The organism is Dyadobacter luteus (genome assembly GCF_003383615.1).
Lineage (GTDB): Bacteria > Bacteroidota > Bacteroidia > Cytophagales > Spirosomataceae > Dyadobacter > Dyadobacter luteus.
Genome location: NZ_QNUL01000009.1, coordinates 180136 through 194461 on the forward strand (window position 1 = coordinate 180136; position 14326 = coordinate 194461).

The following is a 14326-nucleotide window of genomic DNA, read 5'->3' on the forward strand; positions in this document are numbered from 1 at the left end:
GGTACGATAAAAAAACAATTTTGATTTTTGCCACAATTGTAATCTTCAATGATTTGTTTTGTCTATTAAATTTATAGACTTAATATTCTTACTTCCATTACCACCATGCATTTATTCTGTTCCGCGGTTACCCGAACCGGCGGTTTTTTCATGTTTGTCAGTGTTCTTCACTCAATATCCACCTCTGATTTAATACGAGAAACAGCCAGATAACCCATGTTCATTGCGTCTTTTTCAATATTGGAGGTATTTCCTGCCTGCCATAATAAGCGCACCGAGAACAATTTAATCAGCTCACAGTAAGAGCATTCATCCACCATGTATCATTTCAAATACAGCAATAGCTGCAAGTTCAACCAAGTGCCATGAATCCATCGCAGGAAAAAACAAGTATGACTTATGAAAAATAAATTACCATCTCTACAGCCTGGTCACCCAGGCTTCTTTCGAAAATTAAACTACGCTTTTCTAATGGTTTTGTGCGTCGCTTTTACCAGCCACGCGCAAAACGTAATCAGGGGAACAGTGCTCGACGAAGCTAATCAGGCCATCGTTGGCGCCACGGTAACCATTAAATCAGCCGGCACGGGGGCCGTTACTGACGGCGAGGGAAAATTCAGTCTCACAACCAGCAAAGCCTTACCGCTCACACTTACTGTGAGTTATCTGGGATACAAAACCCAGGAATTATCAACAGGATCGGGACAGGAGCCTGTGCGCGTTCTATTGGCAGAAACAACCAACCAGCTTGATGAAACTGTTGTAGTAGGTTATACCACTTCAAAAAGATCAAGTTACACAGGATCCGTAGCAGTTGTCAATGCCAAAGACCTTGAAAATCTGCAGATTACAACAATAGGCAAAGCTTTGCAGGGAACGATCCCCGGGCTGCAATCCATAGCTGCAACAGGTCAGCCGGGGGCAGACGCAGAGCTGTTTGTGCGTGGTGTGGGATCGGTGAATGCTTCTGCAGCACCACTTTATGTGATTGATGGTATTCCGGGAGGCGATGCTAACAATTTGAACCCCAGAGACATTCAATCCATTTCGGTTTTAAAGGATGCTAGTGCGAGTGCACTTTACGGTTCAAGAGGAGCCAACGGAGTTATCGTGATTACAACCAAAACCGGGTCGCTGAATTCAAAACCCAACTTCAATTTCTCGGTAAACTATGGTGTTACCGGGCGCGCTGTGAAGGACTATTCGTATTTGTCGGCAAAAGATTATTATGAGCTGCAATGGGAGGCACTTCGCAATACTCAATTGGATCAGGGTAAAACAGCTGATGTAGCCGCTCAGTATGCTACTGACTACCTGGTAGAAGGTGCTCTGAAAGTCAATATCTTCGGGCCTAACTACCCAAAACCGGTAGGTCTGGATGGCAAAGTGGTGGCAGGTGCAACTCCGCTGTGGAACGACGACTGGGGCAAAGCCATTTCACGTCCGGGGATCCGCCAGCAATACGATCTGAGTGTAAACGGTGGAAGTGCCAACACCAAGTATTTCCTGTCGGCTGGTTATCTGAACGAGCAGGGCTGGATCAGAACATCCGATTTCAGAAGATACAATCTGCGCACTAATCTGCAGTCAAAAATCAACAAGTGGCTCGATATCGGTACCAATATCTCGTTATCATCCGGTTTACAAAAATCACCTAACCAAAGCGATAGCAACACGGGCAACTTTGCCAATTTCCAAAGACTTATATCCAATATCTATCCTGTTTACGAGCGCAATGCCGACGGATCCTACATCCTGGATGAGCAGGGAAATAAAAGATGGGATTACGGAAGATGGCGGCCAACGACTGCTGCCAGTGGTTCAAACATTCTGGGCTCAGCGGAAAATGCCATATCAGGACAGCAGACCGATGCTGTATTGCTGGGAACAAACTTTACCCTTACGTTTTTACCAGGATTGTTCCTGAAAACAACTGCCAATATCGACTATCGCGCGGTAACATCTCACAGCTACTCGCACTCTTACTATAGCACCGGAGTGATCACCGATGGTGCAGGTTCGGCATCAAGAAGCTCAAACCGTCTGCTGAATTATACGGTAAACAGCTTCCTGAATTATTCTGTCAATCTGGGCGCAAACCATTCTTTAAGTTTGCTGGCCGGACCGGAAATTTATGTAAACAATCTTTCATCACTGTCAGGGAGCCGTACAGGGTTTCAGGTATTGGGTAAAACCGAACCATCTGCCGGAACAGTCAGTGGCGTATTCAACGGTACATCTGACGATTACAAGCTGGCGAGTGGCTTGGCCAAACTGGATTATGATTATCTGGGACGTTACCACTTCTCAACAAGCTACCGCCGTGATGGTTCTTCCCGTTTCAGCAAACAGGCACGTTGGGGGAACTTCTGGTCTGTGGGAGCTGCATGGAATATCAAACAGGAACAATTCCTGAAAAATGTATCTACGCTGGATAATCTGAACCTTCGGGCCAGTTACGGAGCTCAGGGAAATGACAACATACTTACTTCGGGCGGCAGCATTAATAACTACGCTTACGGAGGATTCTACTCGATCTATAACAGTCTTGACAGACTGGGCCTGTTACCATCTGACCTTCCGACACCTGACCTGAAATGGGAAACTAACCTGAATCTTAATTTCGGGGTAGACGTGTCTTTGTTCAATAACAGACTTATCGCGCAGCTGGATATCTTCGACCGTCAGTCAAAGGATTTGATATTCAATAAACCTCTTTCTCCATCAACAGGTTACAGCGGAATCAACGCCAACATCGGTTCATTGAGCAACAGAGGTATTGACGGACAGATCACGGCCGTTCCGGTTCGCAATAAGGATTTCAAATGGAACCTGACACTGAATTTCGGACATTATACCAATAAGATCACAAAACTCCCGCAGAAAGAAATACTTACAGGCGCAATAGGCCAATACGGAAACACAAAGAAACTGGTAGAGGGCGGATCTATTTATGACTTTTATATCAAAGAGTGGGCTGGCGTGAATCCTGCGAACGGAAAAGCAACCTGGCATAAAGATGTTCTGGATGAGAACAAAAACGTAACAGGACGTACTACTACAGAGAACCAGACAGAGGCGACACCTTATTTTCAGGGCAGTTCCCTACCCGACTTTTATGGTGGTTTCACCAACAACGTTTCTTACAAAAACTTCGATTTCTCATTCCTGTTATCTTACAGTCTGGGAGGTAAAATCTTTGACGGGGATCAGCCGATGGTCTCTCACTTAGGTAACGCACCGGGCCGCGCATGGTCAGAGGAGGCGCTCAACCGCTGGACTCCCGAGAACCTGAATACAGATTTCCCCCGCTTATCGTATGTGTCAGATGCATGGAACACGATTCCTTCAACAAGGTTCCTGTATGATGCGACCTATGCAAGGCTGAAAAACATCGCGATTTCCTACACATTGCCACAAAGCCTTGTTTCGAGATTGTCTTTGTCAGATGTAAAACTTCGCCTTGTGGGTGATAACATCCTGACCTTTTACGGACACAAAGGACTGGATCCAGAGCAGACTGTTTCAGGTTCTACCTTCTACCGATACCCTGCACAAAAATCATTTTCAGCAGTTTTAAATGTATCATTTTAACTACAAATCTTATCAAACTATGATACGTAAATTCAGTTATTTACTAGTCGCTCTCGCATCTTTTACATCATGCAGCGACGATTTCTTCGATACCGCTCCGGCAACACAGATTACAACTCCTGAGGTTTTCACTTCAGAGGCAAACATAGATGCATTCCTGAATGGCTCGATCCGCTTTTTACTGGAAAACAGCACATCTCAGGACAATCCGGGCCTGCCTACCATTTTTCTTACACACGATGTGATGGGCGAAGATGCCTTTGCGCGTGATGGCCGTTATGGATTCAGAGACTCTTATCCTTACCGCGATCCGTTCGATAATACAACGCGACGCGCTCTGTTTTTCTGGACCTTACAGTACACATCTATCGACCACGCCAATAACCTGATTGCCAATATCAAAATTGACGATGCAAGTAAGGCTAGTTTGAAACACCTCAAAGGTCAGGCTTACGCGCTGCGCGCGCACAATTACCTCAATCTGGTCAGACAGTATCAATTTACCTATGTCAAAGACGCGTCTGCAAAGGCGGTACCTATTTATACAGATCCGACAACACCAAGTACGGTACCCAAGCCAAGAGCCACGGTTGCAGAGATTTATGCTCAAGTAATCAGTGATTTGACAGAAGCTGAAAAGCTGCTTGCCGGTTTTGAGCGTACGGTTAAAAATCGTCCTAACCTCAATGTTGTATATGGCTTATTTGCCCGCACGTACCTTACACAGGAGAAGTGGGAGCTGGCACGTGACTACGCTGCCAAAGCAAGATCGGGTTATCCGATTATGACCCCTGTGCAGTATACGCAAGGATTCAACGATGTAAGTAACCAGGAATGGATCTGGGGGCATCCGCAAACGATCACCCAGAACAAAGGCGGTTCTTCGTACATGGCCTATATCGAAACCACTCCGTATGCAACCGATGCTGCCGGCACCAACCTTTACTACGGCTACAACAGCATCATGCCGGATCCGAATTTCATAGCTTTGTTTGAGCAGAACGATATTCGTAAATCATTATTCGAGATTGCCAAACAGCCAACGGAGGCATTGTACAGAGGATATCGGTACAAAAAATTCAGAAACAAATATCCGACCTACGATGCACATATTGTCCTGATGCGCTCCTCAGAACAACTTTTAATTGAAGCTGAAAGTAAAGCAAGACTAAACGATGTTACCGGAGCTACCACGACTTTGAACGAACTGAGACGCCAGCGTGGCCTGGCAGATTTGTCGGGACTGGATAAAAATAAACTGATCGACGAGATTCTGCTGGAACGACGCAAGGAGCTTTGGGGGGAAGGTTTCCGCTTGTACGATATACTAAGAACGCAAACTGCTCCGGTAAGAAAGGAAACGACAGAGAAATTTGTCGATACCCGTGGTAACACGGTGAGTATTCTTGGCCATTGGATCACCAAGTTTCCTGATGGAACGGCATTGGTTCCCAACAGCAAATACTACCTGTTTCCTATTCCGTTGAACGAGATTAACAATAATCCGAATTTGTAGGTTACGGATTCAAAAACTTAGAAAAGCCTTGTCCAACTTCCGGGCAGGGCTTTCTCATTATCACCGGCTGCCACTGCGTTTTAACAGAGCATCCACTTGTTACAACACAGCCCTATGAGTTGTCTTGCTCCAACTCGACCAGTATCTTCAAACATTCTCGTTAGGATGCAGATATGAACCTGCTGGCCCCCGGGTTTAACGACTCGAATTGTGGCCATAAGCTGAATAGTCGTCAAGATGACTAAGATGCTGTGTAAGTGCGCAATCTTCCATGCTGGCTCCGCCCCTCTTATCACAATAAAAGCCTGTACCAGACCTTTTCACTGTTTGAAACCGATGTAAATCTCTTTGCGCTGAGGATAATTTGACAAAGTCTGGATCAAGGGAACAGCGAAGGCATAAGTACCGTCGGTTCTGCGAATAGCCGGAAAAGGTATCACAGCCTTACCTTCTAGGGATGCATCTTTATTTTGTGAAATCAAATCCGCTAGATCATAATCGTAACCATTTACGACAGGCAGCACCACATGTAATACAAGAGAACTATCCCTTATTTCACCCGCCGATGCTATTCTTACCACTACCTTGCTCTTCCATCTGGTAACAGACGTGTTAATAGAAAAACTTTGACCCTTACTTTCTACATGTACAGACTTCCCCAAAACAAGCTCAACTTGCTTCTCAATAGGCTGTGCCTTGCTATTCGAAGCAATAAAATTGAATATTAATAATATTAAAATATATTTTTTCATAAAATCGGACATATGTATATAACTGTTACCTAAATCTAAATATTTATTCCATTAAACAAGATTTATTAAATGTTATGATTTTTATGAATAAAATAGAGTTCAAAATACCCGCAGCAAATCCCTTTATTCAGATAGCAATACTTCTACTATTTATTTTTAAGATGACTATATACACCTTGATGAAAAATTAACTTTATTAACAGGGAAGTGAATTATTTAACGAAATAATAAAAGTGTAATTAATCCATTTCGCACACAGAGCAGGTGATTATAAAACGTTTCCTGTCAGAAGACAATCTTTCTCGAAAATTGCAATTGTCATAAAGCTTTGGGTTGCAGGTTAACACGCGAACCGCTATCTGGCTTCCACAACTCACTCACGCCTTACTATAAACGTTTTTCTTTGGGTAAACCATTGTTTTGGAAGCACTGGAAAATATATCACTATTACCCAAAGCAATACTCAGGTCCCGCCTTAGCAGAACCTGATAACCTTAAAATCGGAAGTCAATTTTCGTATACGTGCCTTTATCTGCCTGATAACCCCTTAATTATCATTTAAAGAGACAAACCTTTGTACATTGCCAATCAGTTCTATCTCATCTCCCTGAAAAATATCACAGTTATCCTTACTCAGCCCAACCTGACGGATACTCTCATCACAGGCATAAACAAAAAATTTAACACCGGGTTTGTGTCTGCTGATAAACGTGGTAAGTGAAATGACCTCCTGATAAGACGATCTGTCCCCGAGCAGTAAAATCACGGGAGACAGAGGTGTATTACTATTGAAACCAACGCTGTTTATAAAACCACTGATTGAACTGGTTTCTACATAGGACAGATTCTTTTCATCGAGCAATGAAACAACCTTCCTTCGGTTTCCGCTGAAATAATCAAAAACAATTGTTTTTAACATAATCCATATGCCTAAGATTGTTCTGTAAGTTCATCCGTTATCCTATCTGTTTACTGGTTCATTCTAACCAGCGCATCGTTCAGAGCCATCACGTTGTTCACATTCATCTTCCTGAATAAATTCCCTTTAATAGAACTTATCGTTGTCGACTTGCGTCCCAAATGCTGGGCGATGTCGGAGGTCTTCATACCTTGTACCAGGTAATCAGCAATCTCTCTCTCACGTGCCGACAAAGGATGTTTCGCTTTTATTAATGGCTGTCTGTTCGGCAGGGTCAGATTGGCCAGGATAACGCTTAATAGCTCGCTGCAAAAGAAACGGTCTTTAATCTGGATATCACGAATACAGGTAAAAATCTGAGCGGTATCACAGGATTTGAGTACAAAGCCTGACACGCCCAACTGAACCAGATCTACCAGCTCTTTGTAGTTGAACTGATCTCCGTAAACCACCGTCTTCGCATGCGAATATCTCTCAGAACAAATCCTTGCTTCACGGTATATCTTCATTATGTCCTGCCCATTCCAACCCAGCATGATCACATCCGGTGCTTTGCCCGGCTCGGGCAGTTTGAGATGTTCCACACAATCAGCGGTACGGACATCAAATTCATCTGACAGATTTTCTTTAAGCAACAATGAAAATCCATCTCTTACCATCGGATAACTGTCAATTAACACTATAGACTTCATAAAAAATGGAGGATAATTGGGAAATATTAACACTAAAAAGGTATACTTATCTGTATCGAATTAATGAATGTAATTAAAACAAATTTAAAGTTATATGTCCTGGTTTATATTCGAATTTTACATAAATTTTAATAGAAATATTTCTATTAAAATAAAGACAATAGTAGCAGACGATGAGTATACGAAACCGCATACTCATCGTCTGCTACCAGATACTATATTACGTATAACGTAATAACAGAAAAAACTTCAGCAATAAGAACTTACCTCTTATAAACAACTATTTAGACTCGGAGAATTTTATAAATAATAGTAAATTGTGCGCCTGTAGTTAGGTTTGTTGCTACAACAATACTATTTCTTCAAACCACGTGATTTCCCAATTGCCGAGAGGATTCCACATTGTACAGATTGTCCCGATGGCAGCAAGATTGGATCTTACTTTTACCTGGACACGCGTGGCTAAAACTGCCAACAGAAGTAACCCCCTGTCTAACATTTGGTATAACTTATTCTTTTCTGCTTTAAAAGTTTTAACCCAGGCTTGTCTAAAATTCATAAAGATTATTTGAGACAGACCCGGGTTCTTCAATCATGATTAACAAGCCACTATACAGCTTCTGTAAGATTAGCTATTTCGCTTGCAATGCAAACAGCTTCGCATCTGCAACTTTTTTCTTCTGCAAACGTTTTGAAACCCTGTTTTCCTTTTTGAGGGATTTGTGTTCAAGTTTCGCCAAACGCTCATCCACCGTGTATTGCAGGTCGGCTATCTTCTTCTCCTGTTGTTCTATCAGTTTTTGTTGGTCCTGCAATGCCTTCACCAGCAATGGAGTGAGCTTTCCGTAATCAACCTGCCAGGCGTTTTCCGTAACATCTTCTCCTCCCACAGTTACTGCATCAGGATATACTTCATACAATTCCTGCGCGATTACACCTGTAGTGCGGGTTTTTGTAGAGTCAGAAATAAAGTTGTAATCTTTGATTTCAATTTTCATCAAATCATTTAATGAAAAGCGTGTAGACTCAATGTTCTCTTTCAGTCGTCTGTCTGAAGCGGAATTGTAAGCTATTCCGGCTGCACTCCTGGTAATATGACCGACCAAAGCACCGTTGAGGTAAAACCGCACATACGTATCCCCAACATTTGCCGTCTTTTTACTTAAATACAGGTTAGGAACAGGTCCGCTCATTTGTGATTGTATCACCCCACTTCCCAAAACCAGCACATCCTTACTTGCTGTACCAGTATTGGCATACCCCGAAACAGACCCCGGTGATGAAAGAAGAATATTACCTGATCTAGAGATGCGGCTTGTCTTGGTGCCACCTGCATCGCCAGGACCGTAACCCAAATAAAATGGGGTTGATGATTTAGTCGATATATAATTCACCCAACTACCTCCGCTACATATCCATACCTGACCATTCGTTGCACTGGCGCTGGCGGTATCGGTATACATCTCTCCGGGATTGGTACATGTGCCTGTAGGTGCTCCATTACCTTCAGTAATAGCGCCACTACTCTCGCTGACATTCGAACGAACCCATTTGGTCCCATCGTTAAAAAACAGCCCCGGATACAAATCCGCTCCTGGATCCAATCGGGTGTTATACACCTGCATACCGGCTACGTGGGCAGCTAACGGAGCTGGATTCGTAGCTGCGGTAAGTGCTACACGGGGTAACAATAGCCCTTTGCTATTACTTTCTATTTCCAATGCCGCATTGGCGTTAATGGTTGCAGGGTTATCACCTACTTTTACCTGAGCATTAGACACACTGGCCGCTCCGCAAGTAAGTGCTGCGATGATCATTGTACTTTTAAAAATTAACTTCATGATTCGTATTTATTTGGAGAATAAAAATTAAAAATCGTTCTTCCATACCCTTTCATGATTCGAAAAAAATGTTAGCTTTGGAAACAAAGCTGCAATTTTGATCACAATCTGTAAAAACTATGAATAGAAAGGCGCTTGAATATTTATTTCTGAAAACTTTGCCTTTAATCAATATTAAATAAAAGCAAAGTTTTCAGGCTTATTTCCTACAGGTTAGTTAGACACTTTGGCTATCTGTAAAAAAGCAGTAGATATGCCGTCAGCAGCAAAATTAGGGCGAAAACGAACGTCAAGAACATCACCTGCATTAAGGTGAACCATTCGTGAAGCACTTGCAGTGTAACCTGCTGAAGCAGGAATTCCGCCATCCCAAAGATTTCCTTGACCACTCTCTACATTATTTACATAGATGAATGCAGAAATAGAATTCGAAGCCGTTCCCGATCTTGAAAAACCGACATTAACTGAGTAGTACCCACTCGTAGGGGCTGTTAACTGATCGTTAGTTAAGTCGAAATTATTCCCTTTATCAAACAATTCCGTGTCAAAATTAACCTTAGTAATAATTCCACCTCCGGAATAGGGCAAAGACTGAGTTGTGGTAAGTTTAGCACTAAGCATAACCTCAGCATCCTGCGAAGCAGGTATAGATGGCTGCCAGCTCGATGCACCATTCGCATCAGAAGTGAGTACCTTGCCAGCTCCCTGTGTACCATCCTGTATAGTTACTTTACCTGTTGCTTTGTCTACAATAGTTTTGTTCCCATTTGTTGCTTCTACTTCCAGATTACTACTTGTCCCGATGGCAGCAGGATTGGATCCTACTTTTACCTGAGCATTGGACACACTGGCCGCACCAAATACGAGCGCAGCTACGATAATGGTATTTTTAAATATGGATTTCATGATCATTTATACAATTAAGAATGATGAATTAGAAATAAAGAGTTTTAAGTCAAACAGTAATCATTCTTGAATGTTCGGGAGGTGCCGTAGCGGCTTCCCTGTATATCATTAACGGAAAGTCGTGTACTTCATGGTAATGCTGGTAGGTTTTGGGGGTATACCTTTTGTGTTCAGTCGTTAAAGGTGTCAGAATGGCTTTAGCAGAAAATTCGAAAGTACCCTGGTGTCCTCCCTTAACAGGCAGGCTGGCAAATCTGGAATTTTGTAAAATGCTCGCTCCATGCTTTAATTGCAAAGCCGCGCTGTCTGATAAAATCAAGGCTCCTGCAGACACATCCAGTATTCCTGATTGTAACGAAAGAGATTGACGGATGACAAGCTCGCCTTCCAGTTGTACCCTTCCTGGCATGACAACTACTAAATTATTTACTTCGCTTCGTTGAGATACTATTTTAGCACTGCTTTCGGCTCTCATCACCAAGCTTCCCTGGCCCAATACGTGCGCATCTACCAGATGTATGTCGCCGTGCACGGCCAAGGAGCCATTCGCAACAAACAAGGTATCAAATATACCTATGCCTGCCCTGTTCTCAACAGTTTTCCCCAGGCAGCATTGCATGATGAGAAAGCAATACCCGGCAATGTATAAAAAAGAGCTCCGTAAAAATTGCACCATAGTAGTAAGGATTAGGTGGCGACTTTTGTTTTCCGAATGCACTCACGCATGGTAGTTACCCTTTTCAGAGTTACCCGCCGATACAATCCATTAGTATTAGTCTGAGGAGATGGAGATCTACATGAAATGGTCTGATAGGAACGGATGACAAGAATTACTTGTCTGGCTTGGTAGCGGAGGTCTATGTGTTTTTTAAACCTCCGCTACTTTAACCCCTTTTTATCTGGCAACAACCAGCTTTTGAACGCTCTCGCCACCATCTTTTCTTTCGATGCGTACAGAGTACATTCCTGAGGTCAGGTTTTTCACACTGATCTCTCCTTTACTTACCGAAGCCGTCTGATACACCGTCTTACCGTTCAGATCAATGATTGATACTGATGTTACATTCTGAGCATCACGAAGGCGTATAAAATCAGATGACGGATTAGGATATACGGACAGATCTTTTGATATACCTGTGATGTTAACCGATCGAATACTACTGTACGCAAAGGTATTATCCAAATCCACCATTTTTAGCCGGTACAGGTTATCGCCATGCTCAGGGGATTTGTCATCGAAACTATAATTCTTTAATGAATTACTTTCTTTATGAGACGCCACTGAACCGATCCTAATCCAGTTTTTACCATTCGTGCTCCGCTCAATTTCGAAACGGTCGCTATTAGTCTCCATAGTTGTAGACCATCTGAGCTTTGCAATTGAATTTTCAGCAATGGCATTAAAGGCAGAAAGAAGCACAGGCAGATTAACATCTGCAACTGTAACCGAAGTAAATTTATCCGGGGCATCAGGATGTAATGTCCAGGCACCACCGTCGTTAAAAACCTGAGTACCTACTGTTAGTAAAGTACTACTTCTTGGCCCTACAGCTTTAACAGGAATTTCAAAAAAGGGCTCATCTGATACCCAATCTACCGTATTAACGAAGACGACATTGGTAGGTGTAGTGTTGTCAGTATCGATCTCCCATCCATTCGGAACCACTATAGATGAACCATCCCATGGCGCCTCAGGCGCTAGTGTCAACACTACAATTGCACTTCGTGCTGGTACAGTTCCACCAGTTTTTCCAATCGCACCATAAAACGAACCCGCTGCATCCGGGTGATCACCGTAACCGGCAAATGATCCAGGAACATAATCTCCCCATTGCACACTAACTACCTGAGCAAAGTTCTTCCCTCCAAGGAATATTAAAATTGCAGATAGAAATAAAATTTTAATATATTGTTTCATACCTTATTATACTGTTGTGACTTAATTTCTAGTTAATTTTCCAATAATCTCATTGTTTCCGTTGTCAGTCGCCAATTCACCTCCTGATAGGTCCGGAATTAATACCCGCAATGGGTGTGTGCCCGAAGGAACACTTGCAGGTAATGTTATATTTCCAGTAATTGTAATTCCTGTTGTACCTTCTGGTACATCCAGATTACTTGTGAGGGTATAGTACGTAGGGGTATTTGCTACTGTCCAGTTAGTCAATGCCGCGCCAGTCAATGCGATAGTTGATGTTGGACTTGGTTTATAAATACGTACTATAACAGGATTAGTGGCAATAGTGCCCACTCTCATATTTCGTACTCGTACTGTAAATGAACGAGCTGTTGTTGGCAGAGTAAAATCAACATTCAGAAGCACAAGGTAAGGCCTCAAATCCGGTGTGGTAGGTTCCGCTGTTACACTTCCAAAAGTAAAAGCAACATAATTGTCGGGAGTAACTCCTGTGGCCACTACACTTCCAGTACCTGTTAGGGTTCCGGTGGCTGTGCCTCCAAGGCTTTCCCATTTGCTGGTAGTCGCATTGTATCCGACTATGGCCAGGTTACTTAAATTTCCACCCGCTAATGTATTTACATTACTTGCAGCGTCCCAGGTAAGGGTTAAATCTACCGCTGAGGGGCCGTCTATATCCCAGTATTCTACATTACTTACCGCTGTAACCCCTGTACCCAAGTTGGCTACCGGAAACGGCGCCCCTGCCGGAAGGGTCGCTGCATTGGGATTTTCCAACCAATACGCAGCCTTAAAATCACCGGAGGTAGGTGCAGAAATGCTTACAGGTCGCATCTTGGTGCCGTTGCCTATAGGAAACGTGAATGCGGTTGTTCCGTATTTACCCACATAGCCATCAATATGACCTGCATCGTTTGCTCCTGAATGTGTGGCAGCCGGACCAAAACTAACGATACCGATCGGTGTTGTACGTGCTGTCTTGATAATGCCTGGCTGTGTACCGGCACCACCAGCTACGAATGTATGCGCGCCAAAGAGCGTCGCATTTCCACTATTGTGTACAAAAGTGTTCCCCCAACTACCTTGCTGAGCAGTAGCCATATAGGGTGTGGCAACCACCGCAGCCAGTACAATAGGGCTGATCCAGCGTGGCACCCACAATCCATTGAGTAGTTTTCTTGTTCTCATGTGTAAAAGTGTTGTTTAGTAAAATTGATTTTCGATTGAAAGCGTATTCATCAGACATAGCCTCTCCGTTTATGCGCTAAAGAGCACAAATTACCTTTCTTGACTTTCAAATGGTAAACGAAAAGAGATGTGTGTTACGAATGTGAACCATCACCAAGAAGCGCCTGCGGGAAAACTAGATATTCCCGATATTGCGACTTTAAGGGAGACTCAGCCACGAATAAACATGACTAAAAGGAGTAGAAAAGGAGATGTGTTTCATAGTGCTATAGTGATTTTGTGTATTTATGAGGACAAATATATTTACCTCCCAACTACAAATAGTAAGCATCTGACTTGCCGAAACTAGAAACATTACGATGTGACCGATAACTATTTTCATCGTGTTCAAATTCCGCATCGAACCGCACCCTCGGATTATGCAGATATCCAATTAAACAAAAGTGTATATTTATCCAATTCCGATTACTCTACTCCTTAGATATGGAAAGGATTTGGAGTCATCCTAATTCTGAAAATAGGGCAATGATCTTCTCAATACTCAGTCAAACTATTATACAAATGATATCCTCCGGTTTGGGCGTCCCGATCATGATCTGTGTTAAGATAACCTAACAGCAAATAATGCCATGTCTACCAGTGGCTATAAAGACGGGATGCTAAAATATCAGTTTCTTCTCTATGACATTACCTCCTGATACTTTTTTTAAGAATCAGCATCAAGCGGTGTTTTATTGATACAAGCTAATTTTGATATAGCTTTCTCTTTCTTTTAAAGAAACTAAATATGTATTTTTATTAGATGATCTGCAATGCAGATGTAACTTACAAACTATTTCTGCCAGCCGAAGTGATTCGCCTCTCCCAAAGTGATAAGAATCAAAATATATTACTAATTTCAAAATAAAAAGTCGTATATTTACGTATGAAATATGCTGACATTATTAAGGAAAGCATTGCTGATCTCGTTCTACTGGAAAAGCGAGAAAAGAATGCAATG

General features: G+C 42.7%; 10 protein-coding genes. 2 read left to right on the top strand and 8 right to left on the bottom strand.

Going from position 1 to position 14326, the window contains the following annotated elements; all coding sequences use genetic code 11:
- Positions 1–399: 399 nt before the first annotated feature.
- Positions 400–3594 (top strand): SusC/RagA family TonB-linked outer membrane protein, encoded by a 3195-nt coding sequence (locus DSL64_RS13705; RefSeq protein WP_115831467.1) that lies wholly within the window; start codon positions 400–402, stop codon positions 3592–3594.
- 19 nt (positions 3595–3613) lie between these two features.
- Positions 3614–5110: a RagB/SusD family nutrient uptake outer membrane protein gene (locus tag DSL64_RS13710; RefSeq protein WP_115831493.1), complete on the top strand. Its 1497-nt coding sequence runs from the start codon at positions 3614–3616 to the stop codon at positions 5108–5110.
- A 320-nt stretch (positions 5111–5430) separates the two neighbouring features.
- On the opposite strand, the gene DSL64_RS13715 is transcribed toward DSL64_RS13710, so the two are convergent.
- The 8 genes from DSL64_RS13715 to DSL64_RS13755 form a co-directional block, all read right to left on the bottom strand.
- On the bottom strand, positions 5431–5862 hold the full coding sequence (locus DSL64_RS13715) for a hypothetical protein (RefSeq protein WP_147300364.1): 432 nt from the start codon (positions 5860–5862) through the stop codon (positions 5431–5433).
- A gap of 547 nt (positions 5863–6409) precedes the next feature.
- A complete protein-coding gene (locus DSL64_RS13720; protein ID WP_115831469.1) occupies positions 6410–6781 on the bottom strand; it encodes a hypothetical protein in 372 nt (123 codons plus the stop codon).
- 50 nt (positions 6782–6831) lie between these two features.
- A complete protein-coding gene (locus tag DSL64_RS13725) occupies positions 6832–7473 on the bottom strand; it encodes a helix-turn-helix transcriptional regulator (protein WP_115831470.1) in 642 nt (213 codons plus the stop codon).
- A 632-nt stretch (positions 7474–8105) separates the two neighbouring features.
- Positions 8106–9314, bottom strand: a complete 1209-nt coding sequence (locus tag DSL64_RS13735; RefSeq protein WP_115831472.1) for a tail fiber domain-containing protein — start codon at positions 9312–9314, stop codon at positions 8106–8108.
- 213 nt (positions 9315–9527) lie between these two features.
- The gene (locus tag DSL64_RS13740) at positions 9528–10220 is read right to left on the bottom strand and encodes a complement C1q domain-containing protein (RefSeq protein WP_147300365.1); all 693 of its coding nucleotides are present in this window, start codon (positions 10218–10220) and stop codon (positions 9528–9530) included.
- Positions 10221–10269: 49 nt separating this feature from the next.
- Positions 10270–10896: a hypothetical protein gene (locus tag DSL64_RS13745; RefSeq protein WP_147300366.1), complete on the bottom strand. Its 627-nt coding sequence runs from the start codon at positions 10894–10896 to the stop codon at positions 10270–10272.
- 219 nt (positions 10897–11115) lie between these two features.
- Positions 11116–12138: a T9SS type A sorting domain-containing protein gene (locus tag DSL64_RS13750; RefSeq protein WP_115831475.1), complete on the bottom strand. Its 1023-nt coding sequence runs from the start codon at positions 12136–12138 to the stop codon at positions 11116–11118.
- A gap of 21 nt (positions 12139–12159) precedes the next feature.
- Positions 12160–13326, bottom strand: a complete 1167-nt coding sequence (locus DSL64_RS13755; protein ID WP_115831476.1) for a hypothetical protein — start codon at positions 13324–13326, stop codon at positions 12160–12162.
- Between the last annotated feature and the right edge of the window lie 1000 nt (positions 13327–14326).

What these genes read in the sequence shown, in the direction of transcription:
- DSL64_RS13745 (WP_147300366.1), bottom strand. Translation starts at nt 10,896, where the DNA reads ATGGTGCAATTTTTACGGAGCTCTTTTTTATACATTGCCGGGTATTGC.
- DSL64_RS13740 (WP_147300365.1), bottom strand. Translation starts at nt 10,220, where the DNA reads ATGAAATCCATATTTAAAAATACCATTATCGTAGCTGCGCTCGTATTT.
- DSL64_RS13715 (WP_147300364.1), bottom strand. Translation starts at nt 5,862, where the DNA reads ATGAAAAAATATATTTTAATATTATTAATATTCAATTTTATTGCTTCG.
- DSL64_RS13725 (WP_115831470.1), bottom strand. Translation starts at nt 7,473, where the DNA reads ATGAAGTCTATAGTGTTAATTGACAGTTATCCGATGGTAAGAGATGGA.
- DSL64_RS13710 (WP_115831493.1), top strand. Translation starts at nt 3,614, where the DNA reads ATGATACGTAAATTCAGTTATTTACTAGTCGCTCTCGCATCTTTTACA.
- DSL64_RS13735 (WP_115831472.1), bottom strand. Translation starts at nt 9,314, where the DNA reads ATGAAGTTAATTTTTAAAAGTACAATGATCATCGCAGCACTTACTTGC.
- DSL64_RS13720 (WP_115831469.1), bottom strand. Translation starts at nt 6,781, where the DNA reads ATGTTAAAAACAATTGTTTTTGATTATTTCAGCGGAAACCGAAGGAAG.
- DSL64_RS13755 (WP_115831476.1), bottom strand. Translation starts at nt 13,326, where the DNA reads ATGAGAACAAGAAAACTACTCAATGGATTGTGGGTGCCACGCTGGATC.
- DSL64_RS13705 (WP_115831467.1), top strand. Translation starts at nt 400, where the DNA reads ATGAAAAATAAATTACCATCTCTACAGCCTGGTCACCCAGGCTTCTTT.
- DSL64_RS13750 (WP_115831475.1), bottom strand. Translation starts at nt 12,138, where the DNA reads ATGAAACAATATATTAAAATTTTATTTCTATCTGCAATTTTAATATTC.